The organism is Streptomyces sp. NPDC028991, assembly GCF_055564775.1.
Map to the genome: position 1 here is coordinate 1 of NZ_JBVHVP010000022.1, position 22,113 is coordinate 22,113.

23 protein-coding genes and 2 pseudogenes are annotated in these 22,113 nt (G+C 73.3%); 12 read left to right on the forward strand and 13 right to left on the reverse strand.

What is annotated here, in order from left to right:
• Positions 1-89 precede the first annotated feature (89 nt).
• Positions 90-497 (reverse strand): MarR family winged helix-turn-helix transcriptional regulator, encoded by a 408-nt coding sequence (locus tag ACZ4V1_RS29690; RefSeq protein ID WP_468342038.1) that lies wholly within the window; start codon positions 495-497, stop codon positions 90-92.
• Between the two features lie 123 nt (positions 498-620).
• Between ACZ4V1_RS29690 and ACZ4V1_RS29695 the strand changes: the two are divergent.
• The 4 genes and pseudogenes from ACZ4V1_RS29695 to ACZ4V1_RS29710 all read left to right on the forward strand — a co-directional run.
• Positions 621-725 (forward strand): annotated as a pseudogene (locus tag ACZ4V1_RS29695) (ArsR family transcriptional regulator); the annotation flags it as partial.
• A 190-nt stretch (positions 726-915) separates the two neighbouring features.
• A complete protein-coding gene (locus ACZ4V1_RS29700) occupies positions 916-1,392 on the forward strand; it encodes a fluoride efflux transporter FluC (protein ID WP_468342041.1) in 477 nt (158 codons plus the stop codon).
• Entirely contained in the window at positions 1,389-1,763 is a 375-nt protein-coding gene (gene crcB / locus ACZ4V1_RS29705) for a fluoride efflux transporter CrcB (RefSeq protein WP_468342044.1), read from the forward strand. Before ACZ4V1_RS29700 ends, crcB begins: the two co-directional genes overlap by 4 nt.
• Positions 1,764-1,864: 101 nt before the next feature.
• Positions 1,865-2,701, forward strand: coding sequence for an undecaprenyl-diphosphate phosphatase (locus ACZ4V1_RS29710; protein WP_468342047.1), 837 nt, complete (start codon positions 1,865-1,867; stop codon positions 2,699-2,701).
• A gap of 33 nt (positions 2,702-2,734) precedes the next feature.
• Here ACZ4V1_RS29710 and ACZ4V1_RS29715 read toward each other — a convergent pair whose 3' ends face one another.
• Positions 2,735-3,817 (reverse strand): fatty acid desaturase family protein, encoded by a 1,083-nt coding sequence (locus ACZ4V1_RS29715; protein WP_468342050.1) that lies wholly within the window; start codon positions 3,815-3,817, stop codon positions 2,735-2,737.
• A 187-nt stretch (positions 3,818-4,004) separates the two neighbouring features.
• Here ACZ4V1_RS29715 and ACZ4V1_RS29720 point away from each other — a divergent pair, with 187 nt between their 5' ends.
• The 3 genes from ACZ4V1_RS29720 (at position 4,005) to ACZ4V1_RS29730 (ending at position 7,057) form a co-directional block, all read left to right on the forward strand.
• Entirely contained in the window at positions 4,005-4,685 is a 681-nt protein-coding gene (locus tag ACZ4V1_RS29720) for a FadR/GntR family transcriptional regulator (protein ID WP_468342269.1), read from the forward strand.
• A gap of 50 nt (positions 4,686-4,735) precedes the next feature.
• A complete protein-coding gene (locus ACZ4V1_RS29725; protein WP_468342272.1) occupies positions 4,736-5,755 on the forward strand; it encodes an asparaginase in 1,020 nt (339 codons plus the stop codon).
• Between the two features lie 369 nt (positions 5,756-6,124).
• Positions 6,125-7,057, forward strand: coding sequence for a glutaminase (locus ACZ4V1_RS29730; protein ID WP_468342052.1), 933 nt, complete (start codon positions 6,125-6,127; stop codon positions 7,055-7,057).
• Positions 7,058-7,075: 18 nt separating this feature from the next.
• Here ACZ4V1_RS29730 and ACZ4V1_RS29735 read toward each other — a convergent pair whose 3' ends face one another.
• From ACZ4V1_RS29735 to ACZ4V1_RS29745, 3 genes are all read right to left on the reverse strand, one after another.
• Complete coding sequence (locus tag ACZ4V1_RS29735; protein WP_468342055.1) at positions 7,076-8,254, reverse strand: D-alanyl-D-alanine carboxypeptidase family protein; 1,179 nt, start codon at positions 8,252-8,254, stop codon at positions 7,076-7,078.
• A gap of 119 nt (positions 8,255-8,373) precedes the next feature.
• Positions 8,374-9,513 (reverse strand): transcription termination factor Rho, encoded by a 1,140-nt coding sequence (rho, locus tag ACZ4V1_RS29740; protein ID WP_468342058.1) that lies wholly within the window; start codon positions 9,511-9,513, stop codon positions 8,374-8,376.
• A 391-nt stretch (positions 9,514-9,904) separates the two neighbouring features.
• Entirely contained in the window at positions 9,905-10,330 is a 426-nt protein-coding gene (locus tag ACZ4V1_RS29745) for a nuclear transport factor 2 family protein (RefSeq protein ID WP_468342061.1), read from the reverse strand.
• 78 nt (positions 10,331-10,408) lie between these two features.
• Here ACZ4V1_RS29745 and ACZ4V1_RS29750 point away from each other — a divergent pair, with 78 nt between their 5' ends.
• Entirely contained in the window at positions 10,409-10,996 is a 588-nt protein-coding gene (locus tag ACZ4V1_RS29750; RefSeq protein WP_468342064.1) for a PadR family transcriptional regulator, read from the forward strand.
• A 4-nt stretch (positions 10,997-11,000) separates the two neighbouring features.
• Complete coding sequence (locus ACZ4V1_RS29755) at positions 11,001-11,726, forward strand: class I SAM-dependent methyltransferase (RefSeq protein WP_468342067.1); 726 nt, start codon at positions 11,001-11,003, stop codon at positions 11,724-11,726.
• Between the two features lie 14 nt (positions 11,727-11,740).
• On the opposite strand, the gene ACZ4V1_RS29760 is transcribed toward ACZ4V1_RS29755, so the two are convergent.
• From ACZ4V1_RS29760 to ACZ4V1_RS29790, 7 genes are all read right to left on the reverse strand, one after another.
• Positions 11,741-12,484 carry a GntR family transcriptional regulator gene (locus ACZ4V1_RS29760; protein ID WP_468342069.1) on the reverse strand — a complete coding sequence of 248 codons (744 nt, stop codon included), beginning with the start codon at positions 12,482-12,484 and terminating at the stop codon, positions 11,741-11,743.
• Positions 12,485-12,626: 142 nt separating this feature from the next.
• Positions 12,627-13,268, reverse strand: coding sequence for a serine hydrolase (locus tag ACZ4V1_RS29765; RefSeq protein ID WP_468342072.1), 642 nt, complete (start codon positions 13,266-13,268; stop codon positions 12,627-12,629).
• Between the two features lie 139 nt (positions 13,269-13,407).
• Positions 13,408-14,376 carry an acetylxylan esterase gene (locus tag ACZ4V1_RS29770; RefSeq protein ID WP_468342075.1) on the reverse strand — a complete coding sequence of 323 codons (969 nt, stop codon included), beginning with the start codon at positions 14,374-14,376 and terminating at the stop codon, positions 13,408-13,410.
• 193 nt (positions 14,377-14,569) lie between these two features.
• Positions 14,570-15,154 carry an Rv1733c family protein gene (locus ACZ4V1_RS29775; RefSeq protein WP_468342078.1) on the reverse strand — a complete coding sequence of 195 codons (585 nt, stop codon included), beginning with the start codon at positions 15,152-15,154 and terminating at the stop codon, positions 14,570-14,572.
• A gap of 313 nt (positions 15,155-15,467) precedes the next feature.
• Entirely contained in the window at positions 15,468-16,250 is a 783-nt protein-coding gene (locus tag ACZ4V1_RS29780) for a ferredoxin reductase (RefSeq protein ID WP_468342084.1), read from the reverse strand.
• Complete coding sequence (locus ACZ4V1_RS29785) at positions 16,237-16,842, reverse strand: sulfite oxidase-like oxidoreductase (RefSeq protein WP_468342087.1); 606 nt, start codon at positions 16,840-16,842, stop codon at positions 16,237-16,239. Before ACZ4V1_RS29785 ends, ACZ4V1_RS29780 begins: the two co-directional genes overlap by 14 nt.
• A gap of 91 nt (positions 16,843-16,933) precedes the next feature.
• Entirely contained in the window at positions 16,934-17,428 is a 495-nt protein-coding gene (locus ACZ4V1_RS29790) for a MarR family winged helix-turn-helix transcriptional regulator (protein ID WP_468342090.1), read from the reverse strand.
• Positions 17,429-17,542: 114 nt separating this feature from the next.
• On the opposite strand from ACZ4V1_RS29790, the gene ACZ4V1_RS29795 reads away from it, so the two are divergent.
• Positions 17,543-18,610: an ABC-2 transporter permease gene (locus ACZ4V1_RS29795; protein WP_468342094.1), complete on the forward strand. Its 1,068-nt coding sequence runs from the start codon at positions 17,543-17,545 to the stop codon at positions 18,608-18,610.
• Between the two features lie 68 nt (positions 18,611-18,678).
• Positions 18,679-18,825, forward strand: a pseudogene (locus tag ACZ4V1_RS29800) (putative protein N(5)-glutamine methyltransferase); the annotation flags it as partial.
• A gap of 14 nt (positions 18,826-18,839) precedes the next feature.
• Here the strand turns inward: ACZ4V1_RS29800 and ACZ4V1_RS29805 are convergent.
• Complete coding sequence (locus ACZ4V1_RS29805; RefSeq protein WP_468342097.1) at positions 18,840-20,924, reverse strand: SpoIIE family protein phosphatase; 2,085 nt, start codon at positions 20,922-20,924, stop codon at positions 18,840-18,842.
• A gap of 244 nt (positions 20,925-21,168) precedes the next feature.
• Here ACZ4V1_RS29805 and ACZ4V1_RS29810 point away from each other — a divergent pair, with 244 nt between their 5' ends.
• On the forward strand, positions 21,169-22,062 hold the full coding sequence (locus tag ACZ4V1_RS29810; RefSeq protein WP_468342100.1) for a hypothetical protein: 894 nt from the start codon (positions 21,169-21,171) through the stop codon (positions 22,060-22,062).
• Positions 22,063-22,113: the final 51 nt, after the last annotated feature.

A 22,113-nucleotide genomic window follows, 5' to 3' on the forward strand; every position in this document is an offset into this window, starting at 1 on the left:
AACACAGCCCACTCAGCATCCGAAAGCTCATGACGACGCACCACGACAAGCATGATCCCTCATCACTTGAGCACCTTTGAAGACGACTCCTAGGCGCGGGGGGAGTCCTCGTCGCCGAGCGTGCGGGCCAGCGCGGCCCGCTGCAGCGGCAGCACCTCGGTGTGCAGGGCCCGGCCGCCGCGCGTCGGGGTGACGTACACACCGCGCCGGTCCTCCGCGCACATCGAGCGCTCCACCAGCCCGTCCTTCTCCAGCCGGGCGATGAGCCGGGACAGCGCGCTCTGGCTCAGGTGGACCCGGCCGACCAGGTTCTGCACCCGGCACTGGGCACCGTCCTCGGGCGCCTCGGCCACGAGGATGTCGAGCACCTCGAAGTCGCTCGCGCCCAGACCGTACGGGTGCAGCACGCGGTCGATCTCGCACATCGTGCGGGCGTGCACCGAGAGGATCTCCCGCCACCGCTCCTCGAGCCGCGCACCGGCCGTCTTGACTGCCATACCTGCACGGTAACACCGAAACGATCGTTCCTTGACCGTGCATCTAGTGTGCGCGCAAGGATCGGCGGAGAGGGCGGCCGGCTCCCTCAGGCCGAGTCCCGCTTCACCAGCTCCGTCGGCAGCGGACTCGGGCTGCTGCGTACCACCAGGATCCGCCGGCGGACGTACTACCGGCGTGACGAGGTACGGATCGCCGAGGTGGCGCGGATGTTCGAGAAGGGCTGGTAGACCGGCGACTGCGCGGCGGTTCCGAGAAGTGACCCGGGCGCCGCGTCGGCGTTAAGCTGACCAGGGCCGCGGCCCTGGCGCGCGGCGCGGCGGTGGGGCCCGCCGTATCCGAACCGCGGCACAGCCGCCAACGGTCCCTACTTGCGAACGGGGTCATGCCCCTGCCCGGCGAGTGGGAGACGTACGACCGATGACAGCCCCGAACCCCGACAGCGCCGCCGTCCGGCCCGCCCGGCGCATCCAGGCACCGGTCGTCGTGGCGGTCTCCCTCGGCGGCGGCACGGGTGCCGCCGCCCGCTACGCGGCCTCCCTGTGGTGGCCGACGCACAGCGCCGGGTTCCCCTGGACGACCTTCTGGGTCAACGTCGCGGGGTGTGCGCTGATCGGCGTGCTGATGGTGGTCGTCACCGAGGTCCTGGACACCCACCGCCTCGTGCGGCCCTTCCTGGGCACCGGAGTCCTCGGCGGCTTCACCACCTTCTCCGCCTACGCCGTCGACATCCGGCACCTGTTCGCCGCCGGCCACGTCCCTACGGGTGTGGCCTACCTCGCCGCGACACCCCTCGCGGCACTCACGGCGGTGGGCCTCGCCGGCTGGACGACCCGCCGCGTGCTGGCACCCGGCGCCGCCGGGGACACGGACCCGAAGGGTGAGAAGTCGTTGTGAACTGGCTGCTGGTCTTCGTGGGCGGTATGGCCGGTGCCCCGCTCCGCTATTTCACCGATCGCGCGGTGCGGTCCCGGTTCGGATCGGTGTTCCCCTGGGGCACCTTCACGGTGAACGCCGTCGGCTGCCTGGCCCTGGGCCTGCTGACCGGCGCGGTGCAGGCGGGGGCAGCGGGCTCCGACCTGCGGCTGCTGCTGGGGACCGGGCTGTGCGGTGCCCTCACGACGTACTCGACCTTCTCCTACGAGACCCTCCGGCTGACCGAGACGGGCGCGGGCCTCCTGGCCGCCGCGAACGTGGTGGCGAGTGTGGCGGCCGGCCTGGGGGCGGCCTTCGCCGGGGTGACACTGGCCGACGCGCTCTTCGCCTGACGCGAGGCGCTGACCTGCGTGTAGTAGGACTGGCCATCGGAGGACCGGCCCGGCCACGACTGTCGCCGTCGCGTCCGCAGCCCCGAGCAGAACGGGATCCCATGAGCGTCATCAGCATCGGCCAGGCCGTCGTCCTCGGAGCCGTCGAGGGGGTGACCGAGTTCCTTCCGGTCTCCTCCACCGGCCACCTCAAGATCGTCGAGGGGCTGATGGGCATCCCCGTGGACGACGACGCCGTCGTGGGGTTCTCGGCGGTCATCCAGGTCGGTGCGATCGCCGCCGTGCTCGTCTACTTCTCCAAGGACATCGTGCGGATCCTCTCCGCCTGGGGGCGCGGGCTGACCGACCGCGAGGAGCGCTACCACCACGACTACAAGTTCGCCTGGTGGGTCATCTTCGCGACGATCCCGATCGTGCTCGTGGGCCTGGCCGCCAAGCCGCTGATCAAGGGACCGCTCGCCTCCCTGTGGGTGGTCGCCGGCTCGCTGATCGTCGGCAGCGGCGTGATGTGGGTGGCGGACCGCACCGGGCGGCACAAGCGGGGCGAGGACGACACCTCGTTCAAGGACGCGATACTGGTCGGCGGCTCCCAGATCCTCGCGCTGCTCTTCCCCGGCTTCTCCCGCTCCGGCGCCACCATGTCCACCGCCCTGATGCTCGACCTCGACCGGGTGGCCGCCACGCGGCTCTCCTTCTTCCTCGGCATCCCGGCCCTGACCGGCGCCGGACTGTACGAGCTGAAGGACGCCCTGGGCACGGGGGCGGGCGCGGCCCCCCTGGCGGTCGGCACCCTCGTGTCGTTCGTGGTCGCCTACGCCTCGATCGCCTGGCTGCTGAAGTTCGTCGCCAAGCACTCCTTCAACGCCTTCGTCATCTACCGGATCGCGGTGGGCGTCCTGCTCTTCGGGCTGCTCGGCGCGGGCGTGCTGCACAGCTGACCGCCGTGCGCCGGGACGGCCGGCCCTTGCCGCTCAGCGGGCGTCGCGCAGCGGTTCCCCGACACTCCTGAGGTGACGCAGCGCCTCGCGGTGCGAGGCGAGCAGGCCCGTCTGGCAGTACGGGACGCCCAGCTCGGCGCAGTACCGCTCGGTGATGACCTGGGCCCTGCCGAGGGCGGGCGTCGGCATGCTGGGGAAGAGGTGGTGCTCGATCTGGTAGTTGAGGCCGCCCATGAAGGCGTCGACGAGTACGCCACCGCGAACATTGCGGGAGGTGAGGACCTGGCGGCGCAGGAAGTCGAGGCGCATGCCCTCCTCGATCATCGGCATGCCCTTGTGGTTGGGAGCGAAGACCGAGCCCAGGTAGATCCCGAACAGCCCCTGGTGCACGGCGATGAACGCGAGCGCTTTGCCGGGGGAGAGGACCGTGAACAGCCCGCCGAAGTACAGGACGAAATGCGCCACGAGCAGCGTGCCCTCGAGAACCGGCCGTTTCATGGACGGGCTGCGCAGCGCCTTGAAACTGCTGAAACTCAGATTGAGTCCTTCCAGCGTCAGCAGCGGGAAGAACAGGGCGGCCTGGTGTTTCCCGACGACACGGGGAAGCCCTTTCGCCTTGTTCGCCTGACGCCGTGACCACACCAGGATGTCGGGGGAGACGTCCGGGTCCTTCTCCTCGTGGTTCGGATTCGCGTGGTGGCGCGTGTGCTTGTTCATCCACCAGCCGTAGCTCATGCCCAGCAGCAGGTTGGCCACGAGGAGGCCACCGGTTTCGCTGGGGCGCCGGCGTGAGAAGACCTGCCGGTGGGCGAGGTCGTGGGCCGCGAGTCCGAGCTGGCCGAAGACGACGGCCAGCGCCACCGCGACGAACAGCTGGCTCCAGCTGTTCCCCAGCGTGAGAAAGGCGGCGACACCGCCCGCGAGCGCGAGGGCGACGGCACCGAAACGGACCGTGTAATAGAGCGGGCGGCGCCGGAGCAGCCCCGCGTCGGCTATACGCCGTGAGAGTTCGGAAAAGTCGCTTCCCTTTTCGCGTCCCTTTTCTTGTTCGGTGGTGGGCAAGCTCTCGATTTCGCGGGTGGGCAAGCTCTCGATGAGCACCGGTGGATTCGCCATGTCCTTCAGTATGTGAACGGCTCCCCTGCCGCGGAATGACGTCTGCCCCCGAAGGCGGGGTGTGGCTAGCACCACCCCGGGTCCAGCCGTCCCGCCTTGACAGCTTTCCCGCCCGCCCCGCAGGATCGCCCCCGTGAACCTGTCAGACAGCCAGACAGGTGGTCCGGCCCCGCGGCGCGTCAGCGCCATGGAAGCGGCGCTCGGCCACCTCCGCGGCGCCATCGAGCGCGGCGAGTACGCGATCGGCGACAAGCTCCCCTCCGAGGCGGAGCTGTGCCGCACCCTGGAGATCTCCCGGCCGGTACTGCGCGAGGCGCTGCGCGCCCTGCAGACCATGGGGCTGACCGTCTCCAGAACCGGCAAGGGCACCTTCGTCGTCGCCGGCGCGGTCGAGGACCCCACCTTCGGCGACTACACGGCCGGCGACCTGCTGGAGGTGCGCCGCCACGTCGAGATCCCGGTGGCCGGCTACGCGGCCCGGCGCCGCACCCCGGAGAACCTCGACCGCATCGCCCACCTCCTGGACCGCATGGAGCGGGAGACGGACACCACCGCGTGGGTGGCGATGGACACCCTCTTCCACCTCACCGTGGCCGAGGCCGCCCAGAACCCGGTCTTCCGTCGGGTCATCGAGGAGATCCGCGACGCGCTGGCCCGCCAGTCCGCCTTCCTCAACGAACTGGGCGGCCGGCGCGAACAGTCCAACCGGGAACACCGGGCCATCGTCGAGGCGCTGCTCGACGGCAGCGACCGCGACGCCGAAGAGGCCATGGCCCACCACCTCGACCGCGTCGAGACCACCCTGAGCGACATCGTGCGCCCCACGCGCACGGACACCACCCCCACGGAAGGCGCACCCGAGGCGTGAGCGAGCACCGACAGACCCGGGCGGCCGGGCCGGCCCCCGACCCCCGAGCCGTGACGTACGGCGGTTCCCCCGCGGACCCGCCCCCCATCCGCGAGCCCCTCCACACTCCCGTCGCCCACCTGGTGCGCGGCGGTGTCGTCGAGGGCGTGCACTACGGCTCCGTCGTCGTCCTCGGCCCGGGCGGGGAGACCCGGTTCCGGCTCGGGGACATCGAGGCCGCCTGCTACCCGCGCTCCGCCCTCAAGCCGGTCCAGGCCGTCGCCATGGTCCGCGCCGGGCTGCCGCTGGACGGCCGTCTCCTCTCGCTCGCCGCCGCCAGCCACTCCGGCGAGGAACGCCACCTCGCCGGCGCCCGGCGCATCCTCGAACTCGCCGGGCTCGCCGAGAGCCACCTGCGCAACGTCCCCGACCTGCCCTTCGACCCGGTCGTCCGGGACTCCTGGGTCAGGGAGGGCCGCCTCCCGTCCCGGCTCGCCCAGAACTGCTCCGGCAAGCACGCCGCCATGCTGTACACCTGCGTGCTCAACGGCTGGTCCCTGAAGGACTACCTCGACCCCGGCCACCCGCTCCAGCGGGCGATCGCCGAGACCGTCGAGGATCTCACCGGGCAGCGTGTCGCCCGGGTGACCGTCGACGGCTGCGGCGCGCCCCTGTTCGCGGTCTCCCTGCACGGTCTCGCCCGCGCCGCCGCCCGCATCACCACCGCCGTCCCCGGCACCCCGGAGGCCCGCGTGGCGGACGCGATGCGCGAGCACCCCGAGATGGCCTCGGGTTCCGGCCGGGACGTCGCCGCGCTGATGCGGGCCGTGCCCGGGCTGCTCGCCAAGGACGGCTTCGAGGGAGTCCAGGTCGCCGCCCGGCCCGACGGCAGTGCGGTCGCCGTGAAGATAGCCGACGGGGCCGACCGCGCCCGCGTCCCGGTCGCCGCGGCGGCACTCGCGCGGGCGGGTGTCACCCCGGAGCTGCTCACGGAGTTCGCGGGTGAGCCGCTGCTCGGGGGAGGGGAGCCGGTGGGGCGGGTGCGTCCGGTGCCCGCGCTGGACCCCGTACCGCTCGCCTCGTGCGCGTAGTGCGCCTCTCGGTGCCGTTCTCGGGTGCCGCGGACGGTGGCCGCTCGCACCCGCACGACGGAGCCGCACCCCACCCGCGCGGCGCCTGCCGCACCCTCGCCGAGCGCCGCGTCCACGGCGTCACCGCCGCCCCGAGGGCGCCGCGACCCGCGTCGGCCCGGTCGCCGCGCTCGACCCGCGCCTCCGCCGCACGGCGGGCGGTCGAGAGCGCCGAGGGGCCCTGGCGAGCGGCCGCGGAGCCGCCGAACCCGGGCCGGCGGCCCCGCGGCCGCCCGCCGGACGGCGCACCGAACCGCTGCGGCCGAAGGCCCCGGCGGGCAGCGGCCCCGTGCCCACCCGGCCGCGCGCCGGGACCGGCGCGGAGGAAGAATGGCGATCATGAGTACGCGGACGACCTTCCAGCCGGTCCTGGAGCGCATCGCCGAGGAGATCGAGCGGACCCCCGGCAGCGGCCGGCCCGCCGACTACATCCCGGCCCTCGCCGCCTGCGACCCGCGCCGCTTCGGCATGGCCGTCGCCGAGCCGGACGGCACGGTGTACGGGGTGGGGGACTGGCGGGAGCCGTTCTCCGCGCAGTCCATCACCAAGGTCTTCACTCTGGCCCTCGACCTGTCCCGCGAGGGCGACGCGCTCTGGGAGCACGTGGGCCGCGAACCGTCCGGCAACCCGTTCAACTCCCTGGTGCAGCTGGAGTACGAGAACGGCATCCCGCGCAACCCGTTCATCAACGCGGGCGCCCTCGTCGTCACCGACCGCCTGCACACCCGCACCGGGGACGCCGCGGAGGAACTGCTGGCCTTCCTGCGCGCGGAGAGCGGCAACCCGGGCCTGACCTACGACGAGGAGGTCGCCGCCTCCGAGAGCGCCCACGGCGACCGCAACGCGGCCCTCGGTCACTTCATGGCGTCGTACGGCAACATCGACAACCCGGTGCCCGTCCTGCTCGAGCAGTACTTCCGCCAGTGCTCCGTCGCCGCGTCCTGCGCCGACCTCGCCCTCGCGACCGGGTTCCTGGCCCGGCACGGCCTCCGCGCCGACGGCAGCCGGCTGCTGAGCCGCAGTCAGGCCAAGCAGGTCAACGCGGTGATGCTGACCTGCGGGACGTACGACGCGGCCGGCGAGTTCGCCTACCGGGTGGGGCTGCCGGGCAAGAGCGGGGTCGGCGGCGGCATCATCGCGGTGGTGCCGGGCCACTGCACGCTGTGCGTGTGGAGCCCAGGCCTGGACGAGCGGGGCAACTCGGTGGCCGGGGTGGCGGCGCTGGACCGCTTCACGACGCTCACGGGGCTGTCGGTCTTCTGAACGGCCGCCCGAGCGGCGTCAACTCTCCTCGACCCGCACCAGCTTGAGCCGCAGTGCCAGTGCCATGACTCCGGCGCCGAGCCCGGCCACGCCCACGATGGCACCGGTCTCCGGCCAGCCGGGGTCGTCCCGCGACGGCCGCACCGCCGGGACCCTCGCGGGCACGGCCTGGGGGCCCTGCCGAGGCCGGGCGCCGCCGGGTGCCAGCGAACCCACCGGGTCGACGTGCCCGGCCGCCTCGAAGCCCCAGTCGAGCAGCGAGCGGGCCTCCTCGTACACGGCGTGACCGCCGCCCTCCTGAGGGTTCATCACGGTCACGACCAGAGTCCGCCCGTCACGGCGTGCCGCGGCGATCAGGGTGTTGCCGGCATTGCTGGTGTAGCCGTTCTTGACGCCGATCAGCCCCGGGTAGGCCTCCACGCCGTCCGCCCCGGTGAGCAGCCGGTTGGTGTTCATGATCCCGTACGAGTTCCCGTTCCGGCCGGGGAACATCGCGTCGACCTTGGCGCAGTACCGCGCGAAATCCGGGTTGCGCAGCCCCGCCCGGCCGAAGACCGCCAGGTCGTACGCCGACGACACCTGGCCCGGCGCGTCGTAGCCGTCGGGGGAACGCACGTGGGTGTCGCGGGCGCCGAGGGCACGGGCCTCGGCCTGCATCCGGGCGGCCGTGGCGCTCCAGCCGCCGGTGAGTGAGGCGAGGACGTGCACGGCGTCGTTGCCGGAGTTGAGGAAGACGCCGTTCCACAGGTCGGAGACCCGGTACGTGCGGCCCTCGACGACACCGACCAGGCTGCTGCCGGGGCCGATGCCGGACAGTTCCTCCCCGCTCACCTCGTGGCGGATGCCGCCCGGCAGGACCGGCAGCACCGTGAGCGCGAACAGGGCCTTGAGGGTGCTGGCGGGCGGCAGCTTGCGATGCGCGTCGTGTGCCGCCAGGACGTCGCCGGTGCCGGCGTCGGCGACCACCCAGGACAGGGCGGAGACATCGGGGACCCCGGGCGCCCCGGGGCGGGGCCGGACCTGCGTACCGGAGCGGTACAGCAGCGACGGCTGCGGCGCCGCCACCCGTGGACCGCCGGGCGGGCCGGGGTCCGGCCGCCCGGCACGGGCGGCCGCGGCGGGCATGAGCGTCAGCAACCCCGCCACGCAGAGCACACAGGTGGAACGAGCCGCCCGGGATGAGAATCCGATAGTCATACCGCAAACGTAGAAACGGGCCCCCGGAACGCCACGCTGCCCGGGCCGAGTCGCGCTCGCAAGCACCCGGATGCCGTAGGGGAGACCCGCCGCCGGGGCCCGTCGGCCCGCGGGCGGTGTCAGCCGGCGGGCAGCGTCGGCTGGACGCGCCGCAGGAACGTGGCGTTGTCCGGCGTCTGGCGCATCCGCTCCAGCAGCGTCTCCAGACCGGACTGCCCGTCCCGGGACGCCAGGGCCCGCCGCAGCCCGCGTACGGCGGTCGACTCGGCGCCGGACAGCAGGAGCTCCTCGCGGCGGGTGCCGGAGCCGGTCATGTCCACGGCCGGGAAGACCCGGCGGGAGGCGAGGTCCCGGCTCAGCCGCAGCTCCATGTTGCCGGTGCTCTTCAGTTCCTCGAAGTAGAAGTCGTCGGCACGCGACCCCGTCTCCACCAGGGCGGTGGCGAGGATGGTGAGGGAGCCGCCCTCCTCGGCCTTCCGGGCGGCACCGAAGAACCGCTTCGGCCCGAGCAGCGCCCCGGCGTCGACCCCGCCGCTGAGCGTGCGGCCGCTGGAGGAGGCGGCGTTGTTGTGCGCCCTGCACAGCCGGGTCAGGGAGTCGAGGAGGATGACGACGTCCTCACCGGCCTCGACGAGCCGCTTGGCGCGTTCGATCACGAGCTCGGCGAGCGCGATGTGCTGCTTGGCGCTCTGGTCGAAGGTCGAGGAGTACACCTCGCCCCGCACGGACCGGCGCATGTCGGTGACCTCCTCGGGCCGCTCGTCGAGCAGCACCACCATCAGGTGGGAGCCGGGGTGGTTGCCGGCGACGGCGGCGGCGATCTGCTGGAGGAGGACGGTCTTGCCGGTCTTCGGCGGCGCCACGATCAGGCCGCGCTGGCCCTTGCCGACCGGGGCGATCAGATCGGCGACCCGCCCGGTCAGTCCGGCCGCCGGGTGTTCGAGGCGCAGCCGCTCGTGCGGATGCAGTGGTGTCAGGTCGTGGAAGTTCCGTCGGCCGCTCTGCCGTTCGGGCGTGCGGCCGTTGACGCGGACGACGTCGGTCAGGGTGCGCCGGTCGCCGCGCACGCCCTCGACCAGGTCGCCCCTGCGCAGGCCGTGGCGGCGGATCAGCGCGGGGGACAGGGAGAGGTCGGACGGCTCGGGCTGGAGGCTGCCGCCCCGCAGATGTCCCTTCCCGCCCGCGTCGATGTCGAGGACACCGTTCGCGGTCTCGGCCGGGGACTGCTGCACAGGGGGGCGTTCGAGTGTGGTGGTCATGGTGTTCGGTCCTTTCGAGGACACGGGCACGGGGCATGCGGAAGGGAGGGGAGAAGCCGCGCGAGGGGTCGGACGACACGCCTCCGGACGGCGGGAACAGCACCTCGGGTACGGCGGGGGAGGACCCTGCCCAGGAGGTTGTGCTGAGAAGCGGACGCGCCGGTCGCATCAGGACGGGCGGGTCGGCGAACCGAAGGGAAACTGGCACCGGCGCCCCGAAAGGGGCGTACACAGGCGCTGACCGCACTGTACCACCCGGCAGGTGGGGGTGGAAGGGCGGCGAGGCGGGACGGGCGACCCGTCCCGCCCTTCCCAACAGCTTCGACGTTCCGCTTGTTCCCTCTTCCGCACGCGCCGGGCGGGACCGAGCCGCCCGGACGCCCCTGAACTCCTACGCCTCCCGAGCCTCCCCCGCCTCCCGCACCTGCGCCTCCCGAGCCTCCCGCGCGATCCGGTCGAACTGCGCACCCATCGCCGCCTGCAGCGCCTGCGCGCCCGACAACGGGCGCACCATCACGGTGAGTTCGTCGATGCGTCCGGACGCGTCGAGGTGCAGGAAATCGCAGCCGCCGATCTCGCGGTCGCCGATCCGCGCCGTGAACACCAGCGCGTGGTCGCGGCCGTCCGCCGCACCGATGACGCGCTCGTAGCGGAAGTCCTCGAAGACGCGGGAGACGCCGCGCAGGATCGCGGCCGTGATCGCCTTGCCGTGGTAGGGCTTGAACACGACGGGGCTGGTGAAGACGACATCTTCGGCCAGCAGTGCTTCGACGGCGTCGAGATCGTGGGCTTCGACCGCCGCGCGGAATGCCTGCATCGCGCCTCCTCGGTGAGCATTGGTCAACTATTTGAATAGGTGCGGACTAGACTAGTCCCTGCTTGCTAGCGTGTCGACATGTCTCTCAAGTACGCCGTCCTGGCCGCTCTGCTGGAGGGGGAGGCCTCGGGCTACGAGCTGTCCAAGGTGTTCGACGTATCGCTCGCCAACTTCTGGCCCGCCACACCGCAGCAGCTCTACCGGGAGCTGGAGCGTCTCGCCGGCGACGGGCTCATCGAGGCGCGGACGGTGCCGCAGGAGCGCAGGCCCACCAAGAGGCTGTTCTCCCTCACGGAGGCCGGCCGGGAACGGCTGGGCGCCTTCGCCGCCGAGCCGACCCGGCGCCCCACCGCCATCCGCGACGAGTTCCTGATCAAGATGCAGGCCATGGACGGCCTGGCCCCGGAACGGGTCCGCGCGCTGGTGGAGGAGCGCAGGTCCTGGGCCCTGGGGAAACTCGCCCGCTACGAGCGCGTCCGCGAGCGACTCCTCGACGGCCGCACCGAGGAGGAGCACCTGCGGGACGCCGACCGCGTCGGGCCCTACCTCACGTTGCTCGCCGGGATCGCCTTCGAGCGCGAGAACGCCCGCTGGTGCGAGCGCGTACTGACGGTGCTGCGGGAGCGGCGCGCCCCCACCGGGCCCGCCGGCCGGCCTCTAGGCTGACCGGATGTTCAGCCCCGAAGGCCCCACCCTGCGTGAACTCGCCGTCCAGGCACTGTCGTCGGTCGAACGCGGCTACGACCTGCTCGCCCCGAAGTTCGAGCACACCCCGTACCGGACGCCGGACCGGGTGCTCGGCGCCGTGGCCTCGGCACTGGCGCCGATGGGGCCGTTCGACGCCGGACTCGACCTGTGCTGCGGCACCGGCGCGGGGGTGGGCGTGCTGGCCCGGGTGTGCCGGGAGGGCGTGACGGGGGTCGACTTCAGCGCGGGCATGCTGGAGGTCGCCCGGGGGCGTGCCGTACCCGAGGGGCCGGCGGTCTCCTGGGTGCGCGCGGACGCCCGCGCCCTGCCGTTCGGGCCCGCGTTCGACCTCGTGGTCAGCTTCGGTGCGTTCGGGCACTTCCTGCCGCGGGAACTGCCGGGACTGTTCACCCAGGTGCGCTCCGCACTGCGACCGGGCGGCTGTTTCGTCTTCCCCGTGGTCGCGCCACCCCGCCCCGGCTCCCGCGGCTACTGGACGCTGCTCGGCTTCGACGCCGCGATGCGGGTGCGCAACGCGCTGTGGCGGCCGCCGTTCGTCATGTACTACCGGACGTTCCGGCTCGGGGACGTGGGACGGGAACTGGCGCGCGCCGGTTTCCGGACGGACCTGCACGCCCTGCCGGAGTTCGGGAACCGGCCCGACGGCAGCCCGCGCGTCCGGATGGTGGTGGCCCGGCGGCTGCCCTGACGGTGGGTGCGGGCTCAGCCCGCCGCCGGCAGCGTGAACTCGTAGACCAGCGCGTCCTGCCGGGCGTCCACGACGAGGTCCGTGATCTCCAGGGGACGCGCGTACTGGTCGTGTACCCGTCGGACGACCCGCACCGACGGCGTGTCCGCGATGCGGCTGATCGTGTCGCGGTGGTGCAGGGTCAGGCCCGCGCGGCGCATCCAGTCGTAGGCCCGCCGCAGTTGCGCCGAGGCGCTGCCGTCGGCGCGGTCGCGGTAGCGGGCCAGCTCCTCGACCTCGGCGAGCGCCACGGCGGAGAACGAGGTCACGGCGGTCCGCCGGCCGGTTCCGTCGGCGGTCGCGGAAGCGTAGCGGTGCACCAGCGTCGCCCGGCCCGGCGCCAGTCCCAGTGCCGCGGCGTGCTCCGGCGGCGGAGTCTCCCAGGCGACGGTGGCCCGGTCGCCGGTGCACGGCTCCGCCGTCCGGGCGCCGACCGGGAAGGTGAGGGAGGCCGGGCAGTGTGCCGGCGGGCCGGTCAGGGCGGCGTGGCTGCCCCGCCGGTCGGTGGCGAGGAGGCCGTCCCGGCGCAGCACCTCCAAGGCTTGCCGTACGGTCTCCCGGCTGACCCCGTAGCGCTCGGCCAGCCGGCGTTCGCCCGGCAGGCGTGCGCCCGGTGGGACGGTCCCGTCGCGCAGCTCGGCGAGGAGCTGTGCGGCCACCCGCCAGTAGAGGGGCTGTCCGTCGGTGAGGGGATGGTCGTGCGAAGTGGTGCGGGCCATGCCGCGCCCTCCTGTTGGTGACGTGCGGTAGCCGCGCGGGCTCGGTGCGCCACCAGAATTATCATTGGTCTAAACCAACCGGGAAGGGCGGGCCGCGGGTTCGGCCGAAACCTCACCCGCGCTTCGGCCGTCCGACACCCCTTCACAAGGCGCTGTACAGGGCGTCCACCAGTGCCGTCTTCCGTGGGGCGTCGGCGATGCGCGCCCCCATCCGGTTCATGACGTACCCCAGCGACACGCCGGCGTCCGGGTCCGCCAGACCGCAGGACCCGCCGAAGCCGTCGTGTCCGAAAGCCCGCGGATTGGGGCCGTAGGAGCCGTTGGGGCCGCTGAGCCACAGCCCCAGTCCGGCCTCGGTCTCGTGCGCGAGGCCGGCGCCCAGGACGAGATCACGGCAGGAGCCCTGACCCTCCCGCATTCGCTCGGCCGCTTCCGGGGACAGCACGCGGTGGCCGTCGTGCGTACCCGGCCCGCGAGGATCCCGCACAGTGCGGCGACCGCCCGCGCGGTGCCGTGTCCGTTCGCCGCCGGTATCTCCGCGGCCCGCCACGCCGCGCTGTTGGCCTCCGCGGCGCCCAGTTCGCCCCGGTCCCGGAAGTTCTCCTCGAACGCCGCGCGGACCGCCGCGAAGCGCGTGTCGCAGTGGCCGTGAACCTGTGCCGCGCGCTCGGACATGGGTCCTCCGTCGTCCGCCGGGATCCGGGCCGCGGCGGTGCGGCCCGGGCGGCCCGGGCGGCCTCGAACGTACCGATTGGTCGGACCGGGCGGAAGTCCGCGGGCCCACCGTGGCGGGATCGCGGTGGCCGCCCGGCCGCCCGGTCCGACGTCAGCCGTCAGCCGTCAGCCGTCAGCCGTCAGCCGTCAGCCGTCAGCCGTCAGCCGTCAGCCGTCGGCCGGCCGACGGAACGGCGGGACCGCGGGACTCAGGCGCGCGAGCGCAGCCAGCGCAGCTTGGCGGCCTCCTGGAAGGACCCGCCGCCCTCGTGGTCGTTGAAGTCGTACACCTCGATCGCCTTGTCGTCGTGCGACCAGGCGTTGAACGCCGCGAAGACGGTCGACGGCGGGCAGGTCTGGTCCTCCAGGGCCGCCGAGAACAGCGCGGGCGCCCGGCCGCGCGCCGCGAAGTGCACGCCGTCGAAGTAGGACAGCGTGCGCAGCGCGTCCTCGGTGCGGCCGCGGTGGGTCTTGAGGTACAGACCGATCTCCCGGTAGGGGTGCCGGTCGGTCAGCTTGGTCGCGCGCGGGAAATCGCAGAGGAACGGCACGTCGGGGGCGACGGCCGTCAGGTCCGGCACCAGACCGCCGACGGCGATCGTGATGCCGCCGCCCTGGCTCCCGCCGAGGGCGACGGTGCGGGCCGGGTCGGTCAGCGGGTGCGACCGGGCCGCCTCGACCGCGCGCACGGCGTCGGTGAAGACGCGGCGGTAGTAGTAGTTCTCGGGGGCGTCCAGGCCGCGGGTCATGAAGCCCGGATACGCGGGCGTGCCGCCGACGGGGTCCGCGGTTCCGCCCCCGCCGCCCCAGGCGCTGCCCTGGCCGCGGGTGTCCATCACGAAGTGCGCCCGGCCCGAGGACGCCCACAGCAGGTGCTCGTGCGGCAGCCCGCGCCCGCCGCCGTACCCGATGAACTCCACGACCAGCGGCAGCGGTTCCTCCGCCGCGGCCGGCAGGATCAGCCATCCCTTCACCGGGTGACCGCCGAACCCGGCGAACGTCACGTCGTACACCCGCACCGTGGACAGTCCCGTGTCGACCGGTTCGAAGCGGGCGTCCAGGTCGTGCGCGCGGGCTTCCTCGAGCGTCTTGCTCCAGAACGTGTCGAAGTCGCCTGGCTCTGTCGACGCGCTGCGGTAGGTGCGGAGTTCCTTGAGCGGAAGGTCGAACAGGGCCATCGAGAACCGCCTTTGCGGGGAGACAGTGCCGGACCGTACAGATGATCACACCGTACGTGAATGGTCGGAGGACTGGCCAGCTCGCCGGCGGGCCGATCACCGACCTGACCTGCGGTTCGACGGACCGAACGCCGACGGGGACGGCGGCGGGGTCCGGGGACCGCGCCAGGTGGTCGGGTCACCGGCGCCTCCCTCAGGCCCGGCGGTGTGTCCACTGCGGCTCGGTGAGGGCCCAGTCGCGGTCCCACTCGGTCATCCGGCGCCGGAAGGCCACCTTGCGTACGGCGCAGTGCGCGAGGAGCACGGTGAGCGCCGCTCCCAAGGTGGTGCACGCGCCGATGGTGACGCTGTGCTGCCAGACCGCGGCGGCGGCCGTCGGCGGTGGCACGCTGCTGCCCTTGGAGTCCAGCCACACGTCGACCGTGTCACCTTGCCGGGTGCCGACCGGGACCCGGGTCGTGGTGTTCCGGTCGGTTCCGTCCGGCGTGCTCCAGCGGACGGTCGCGCGGTACGAGTGCTGCCCGCCGGCCTGCATCGACGCCAGGGTGTCGGGAGTCCGGCCGACGACCTCGGCGTCGACGCGGTACCGCTCCGCGCGCTGCTCCGCCGCGACCGCCTGGGCCTGACCGTGGCTCCACCAGGCCGTGGCGGCTCCGAGCAGCGGTGCCCCCACGACCAGCAGGACCGCGACGACCAGCACGGTCCACGCCTCGACGACGTCCGACCGGCGGCGCAGCGGATTGCGCCGCATGCGCCAGCCGCGCACCCGGGTTCGCATGTCGACCTCCTCGCGATCACAGCGACCGGAGGGCCGGGCGGGCGGCCGTACCAGAGCGGGGCCGCCGGGTCTCCGCGTCGCGCCACGCGTGCGAGTGCCCGCACAGGTCTGGTACCCCGTTCGGCGGGTCTCGCTCACCGTGTCGCCCACCCCGGAACGCCGGACGACCGCACCGCGCCGCGGACAGGTGCCCAGCGGGGCCGGGGGGAAACCGGGCCCGCGGTCACGGACCCGGCGTCCGGGGGTGCTCGGGGACCGGAGGTCTTCCCCCGGCGGGGCCGGGCGGCCGTCCGGTCACCGCGGTCCGGCCAGGTCAGCCGAAGCGTTCGATCCGGATCCGGTGCACCGGCTGGCCGGCCGCCACCAGCAGCCGCGAGGCGTGCTCCGCGAAGGAGTTGGAGCCGCACACGTAGGCCTCCCAGCCGTCGGCGGGCGCTTCGGCCAGGAGCGGCGCCAGGTGCGCGGTCGTCATCCGGCCCACCGGCGTGCCGGCCGGGGCGCCGCGGGTGAAGACGGGCGTGGTCTCCGCGCCGAACTCGCGGGCGTAGATCAGCTCCTCGGGAGTGCGCGCGGACACCAGCAGCCGCAGCGGCACCGTCAGACCCCGCGCCCGGTGGTGCCGCACCATCGACATCAGCGGGACGACCCCGGAGCCCGCGCCCAGCAGCAGGGCGGGCCGGTCGCCGGGCCAGGCGAAGAAGCCGCTCAGCGGGCCGCGCACCTCGATCCGGTCGCCGGGCCGGGCGACCGTGTGGAACCAGCCGGACACCTCGCCGTCCTCGACGTGGTCGAGGGTCAGCTCGATGTGCCCCGAGTCGTCCGGCGCGGACGCCAGCGAGTAGTGGCGCTGGGCCACGTACCCGTCTCCGGCGGTCAGCCGCAGCATCAGGTGCTGGCCGGGCAGGTGCCCCGCCCAGCCGGGCACGGCGAACCGGAAGGTGGACGCGCGGTGCGTCTCGCGGCGGATCTCCGTGAGGGTGGCCGTCTGCCACGTACCGGCCACCCGGCCGTTCACCTCGACGCGCCCGGGCACGGCGAACCGCGTCGGGGGAGTGAAGGACCCCGCCGTGTGCGTCGCTGTCTCAGTCACCGGCATACCGCTGCTCCTGCCAGGGGTTGCCGCGCGCGTGGTAGCCGTTCCGCTCCCAGAAGCCCGGCTCGTCGTGGTCGAGGAGTTCCAGGCCCGCGATCCACTTGACGCTCTTCCAGAAGTACAGGTGCGGCACCACCAGGCGCGCCGGGCCGCCGTGCTCGGGGGCGAGCGGGCGCCCGTCGTACTCCCACACGATCCACGCGCGCCCGCCGGTCAGGTCCGCGAGCGGCAGGTTCGCGGTATAGCCGGTGTGCGCGTAGGCGACGGCGTGCGTCGCGGACGGCAGCGGGCGCACCGCGTCCAGGAAGGCGTCCAGGGACACGCCCCCGAACCGCACCCCGAACTTCGACCAGCCGGTCACGCAGTGGATGTCGCCCGAGTACGCCGACGCCGGCAGTCGGCGCGCCCCGGCCGGATCCCAGCTGCGGGTCTCGGCCACCAGTCCGCCCACGCGGAAGGTCCAGTCGGCGGGCGACAGGTCGGGCGTGACCTCGGCGGACAGCACGGGCCAGTCGTCACCGGCGTCGTACTGGCCGGGCGGCAACCCCGGCCGGGCGGCGCGCGGGCGCCCGGTGAAGCCTCGGGTGGTGTTCATGTGGTGGAGCCTTTCGGGCCGCCGCGAGGGTGCCCGCGGCCGGCGTGATCGGTTCGTACGCGGTCAACCGTACGTGGCCCGGGAGCGGCCCTCAGCCCTGGTCCTCGCCGGATGCGGCGCCCTGCCACGCGTTGTACCGCTCCAGATACGCGGCGAAGCGGATCAGGTCGTCTTCGGGCCAGCCGGCGAGACGCTCGCGGAAGGCCGTCCGGCGGCTCTCGGTGACCTGGGCCAGGATGTGCCGTCCGGCCTCGGTCAGGTGCAGGACCTGCACGCGGTGGTCGTCCGGGTCGACGCGGCGCTCGACGAGCCCGGTGCGCTCCAGGGCGGACACCTGGCGGCTGACGGTGGACTTGTCCAGGGCGTAGTGGGCCGCCAGGTCGGTGGCCCGGCAGCCGTCCCGCTCCTCCAGGTGGCCGAGCAGCGTGTACGACACCAGAGACAGCTCCGGGTGCATGCGCCCCGCCGAGGCGCGGGCGCGGCGGGCGAAGGCCGTCATCTCCCGCTGGACGGTCTCCACGGCCGCGTCCGCCGGGCGGTCGCCGGGGGTGACGGTCGTCTCATCGGGCACCTCGGCTGCCGTCACTGGTCCTCCTCCGGATCGCTAGTTGTATAGTACAACTTGAAAGGCAGTTGTATAAGCCAACTACATGCCGCCGCCGAACCGGTCGGCCGAACCAGTCATTGGAGGATGTGAGCGATGAGGCCGCACGCCCTGCGCCACGTGCTCACGCACCTGATCACCCCGCTGCTGATGTGCGTCGGGATGGGTCTCGCGTACATGGGGGCCTTCGTCACCCCCGAGCCGAACCACCTGCCGGTCGCCGTCGTCGGCTCCGGCCCCGAGGCGAAGGTGCTCGCCCAGTCGGTCGAGGACGGGGCCGGCGACGACCTCGACGTACGGACCGTCGCCACCCGGGCGGACGCCGTCGACCTGCTGAGGGCCCGCGACATCACCGGCGCCTACGTGCCCGGGGGCAAGGCGCCCGAGGTCGTGGTGGCCACCGCCGCGTCCGACATGGGCGCGATGGCCGCGGAGAAGGTCTTCACACCGCTCGCCGAACAGCGGGGCGTCCCGCTGAAGGTGACCGACGTGGCCACTCCGGTCGACGACGACCCCACCGGCCAGGGCCTGTTCTTCCTGCTGATCGCGGTCAGCATCGGCTCCTACGCGTCCGTGGCCGCCCTCGGCGCCGCAGGCGGGGCCCTGCCGATGCGCGTGCGGGCCCTGCTCACCCTCGGCGTCTCCGTCGTCGTCAGCGGCGTCGGCGCCCTGCTCGCCGGGCCGGTGTTCCACCTCGCCCACCACGACCTCACCGGTCTGTGGGGCATCGCCTGGCTCTACGCCGCGGGCATCCTGTTCATCGGCGTGGGCCTGCACACCTTCCTCAAGCGGTGGACCACGCTCGCCATGATGGTGCTGTTCGTGATGCTCAACTTCACCAGCTCCGGTGGCCTGTTCCGGCCCGAACTGCAGAACGGCTTCTTCGGCACCCTGCACGCCTTCTGGAACGGCGCCGGATTCGTCGAGGGCGCCCGCGGCCTGCTGTACTTCGACGGCGACGGACTGGGCCGCGCCGTCTGGACGCTGATCGCCTGGCTGCTGCTCGGCCTGCTGGTGACAGCGGTCGCCGCCCTCCACGAACGGGGCGGCTCGGCGCCGGTGCCGGCGACCACCGGCAAGCACGCGAGGCCGGACGGGCGGGAGGCCGCGTCCGCGGCGGTGGAGGAAGCGGAGGAGGAGGCCGAGGAGAGCGTCGGCGTCTGACCATCGGGGTGATGTGTCCGGCGGCCGAGGACGGTCCCGGCCGCCGGACGCCTGGGAGGCGAGACCCATCACCGCTCGGCCGCCTGCTGGTCGAGACGAGCGAACGCCAGGCACCGGCAACCGTCCAGGCCTTCACCCGCGCGGGCCTGGCGACCCGCCTCGCGGTCAGCGAGGACCACCTGTACGCCCATGTGGTGACCGGCGTCAGGGGGTGACGGCGCGGCCTCCGCTACGGCCTGTCCGGCGGCGTGGCCCGGGCGATCAGCAGAGCCACGTCGTCGGAGTTATCCGGCTCGTGCAGCGTGCGCAGGAGCAGGTCGCACACCTCTTCCAGAGGTCGGTCGGGGCCCTCCAGCAGGGCGAGGAGCGCGTCCAGCCGCTCGTCCAGCGGATGCCGGCGCGTCTCGACGAGACCGTCGGTGTAGAACACCAGCCGGTCGCCCGGCTCCAGGTCGACGGTGGTGGTCGAGAAGGCGACGCCGCCCACCCCGAGCGGCACCCCGGTGGGCAGGTCCAGCAGTTCCGGCGGCCGGCCGGTGCGCAGCCGGACCGGCGGCAGATGTCCGGCATTGGCGATCCGGCACTGCCGCCGGTGCGGGTCGTGGACGGCGTAGACGCAGGTGGCGATGGCCTGGTCCAGGCCGGCCGTGGTCCGGTCGAGGTGGCCGAGCAGGAACGCCGGATCGAGATCGAGGGCGGCCAGGGTGTTCGTCGCGGTGCGCAGCCGGCCCATCGAGGCCGCCGCCGCGATGCCGCTGCCCATCACGTCGCCCACCACGAGCGCGGTCTTGCAGCCCTCCAGCTCGATCACGTCGAACCAGTCGCCGCCGACCTCGCTGGTCGCCTCGGCCGGCTGGTAGCGGGAGGCGACCTCCAGACCGCCCGTCACCGGCGGATGGCTCGGCAGCAGGCTGCGCTGGAGGGTGAGGGCGGCGTCGCGGGCGTTCTGGTACCAGCGGGCGTTGTCGATCTGCACCGCCGCGCGGGCGGCCAGTTCCCGGGCCAGCAGCAGGTCGTCCTCGCCGAACGGCAGCGGATTGCCGATCCGTTTGAGGTCCAGGGCGCCGAGCACCTCGCCCCGCGCGATCAGCGGAACCGCGAGGTAGGAGTGCACGCCCGCCCGGCGCAGCAGTTCGGCCGCCTCCGGTGAGCGGGCGATACGCGGCAGGTGCTCCTCCGTCACCCGCTTCACCAGCACCGGACGGCCGGTGCGCACGCACTCGGTGACCAGGCGGTCCGGCCCGTACCGGGCCACCTGGCCGGGCGGATCGGCCGCCCGCAGCGCGCGGGGGGCGTCGATCGCCTGCACGGCCAGGGCCCGGATCACCGCGGGCTCGGCCGGGCCCAGGGTGCTGCGCCGGCCCTTCACCACGGCCTCCAGCAGGTCCACGGCCGCGATGTCGGCGAGGTCCGGCACGGCCACGTCGGCCAGCTCGTGCGCCGTACGGTCCAGCTCCAGCGTCGTGCCGATCCGCGCCGAGGCGTCCGCGACGGCGGCCAGCCGGCGCCGCGCGGCCTCCGCCTCGACGCCCGCGCGGTGCTGCTCGGTGACGTCCACGACCGACACGGCGACGCCCAGTACGGCACCGACGGCGTCCTCCAGCCGGTACAGCGACAGCGACCAGGTGTGCTCCTCGTCCGGGTCGGCGGGCGTCCGCCCGGTCGCGGGCTGGCCGACGATCGGCCGTCCGGTCTCCAGCACCCGGCGCGCCGCCTCCTCCAAGGGGGCCGCCTCCACCAGCGGCAGCACCTCGCGGACCGTCCGGCCGAGGTGTTCCTCGGCGGTCATGCCGTTCATGTGCTCCAGGGACGGGTTGACCGAGACGTACCGCAGCTCGGTGTCCAGGACGGCCAGTCCGATCGGCGACTGCCGGATCACCCGCGTGGACAGCGCCACGTCGTGCTCCAGCCGGCGCACGGTGGACCGGTCGACGGCGAGGCCCAGCGCGTAGACGTCCCCCCGGTCGTCCAGGAGGCGCATGTTGCGGAACTCCACCAGCCGGGTGGTGCCGTCCTTGCGGCGGATGGGGAACGCCCCCGCCCAGCTCTGGCCGGTCTTCACGACGTCGGCGAACAGCTTCACGACCAGGTCGAGATGCCGTTCGTGGACCATGATCCGGGCGGCGTACTGCCCCAGCGCCTCCGACGCGGCGTATCCGAACAGTTCCTCGGCCTGCGGGCTCCACAGCACGATCCGGCCGTCGGTGTCCAGCACGACCGAGGCCACGTTCAGCACGTCGAGCAGCCCGCTGGGCCGCACCGGTCCGCGCGGCGACATGTCGTCCCCGAACCCGGCAGACCCGGCTGCACTCATCCCACGCCCCGCCTTCGCCGTTCCACGCGGCACGCCCTTTTGATGCCGACTCCCTTGTTCTACCGCGTTCCGCCGCGCACAGGGCCGTTTCTCCGAGGCCCCTGCCGCCTCCTTCCAGCATCACCCGGCACGGCGGCCGCCGCCGCACGGAGCACGGCCGAGGTTGGTCTGTACATGACCGTGCGGGCGGGACAGACTGTGCGCCGAGTGCCGCACCACCCACCCCCCACCGAGGAGCCCGCCCATGTCCCTGCGCCCCTGGCAACGTTGTCACACGGCCCTGACCGGACTCGCCACCCTCGCCCTCGCCGTCGCCCTCGCCGGTCCGGCCGCCGCGGCCGCCCCGAACGCCGCCCCGAACGCCGGCACCTGGACCGAGGTGGGCTCCGACCGCGCCGATCCGCTGACCGAGAGCCAGGGTCTGGCCTCGGTCGAGGTGCCGGCCGGCAGTCCCAACCGCTACACCGGCATCGGCACCATCCCCCTGAGCCTCAGCGGCCGGGGCTGGAACCACGTCGGCGACCCCGACGCCTCCTACGACGGCCACTACGTCGAGCCCTACCAGCGGGACGACGGGAACACCAAGATGTTCCGCGTGCAGGCACCGGACGGCCGCTGGTCGGAGTACGTGCACACGCTCAGCCCCGGCGAGGCGCTGAACAACTCCTGGTCCGCCATCTCGCCGGACGGCCAGTGGATGCTCTCGGGTGAGTGGGGCACCATGGACCGGCTGCTGGTCTTCCCGACACCCGGCGTCAACCCCGCCACCTCGCCCTCGGCGAACCTCCCGCAGGCGGCCACCGTCCGCCTGGACCACGCCGTGCGCGACGTCCAGGGCTGCGACTTCCTCGACGCGACCACGCTGCTGTGCTCCTCCGACGACCCGGCGGGCACCCTCTTCGGCATCACCAAGCCCCTGCTGCGGATCGACCTGTCCGCCGCGCCGAACGGCACCGCGGACGTCACCGGCCACGTCACCGCCCTGCGGCAGCTGCCTCTGCGCAGCGCCTGCTCCGGCGGCTTCGAGGCGGAGGGCGTCGACTACGACCGCCGTACCGGCACCCTGCGGGTGATCGTCGTCTCGCCGGGCTTCTGTGTGCTGACGGACAGCAAGACCTACCGCTTCACCCGGAACTGACCCGCCCCCCCTTCGCGCGGGGCCGCGAGTGGTGCTTTTCTGGGGGTATGG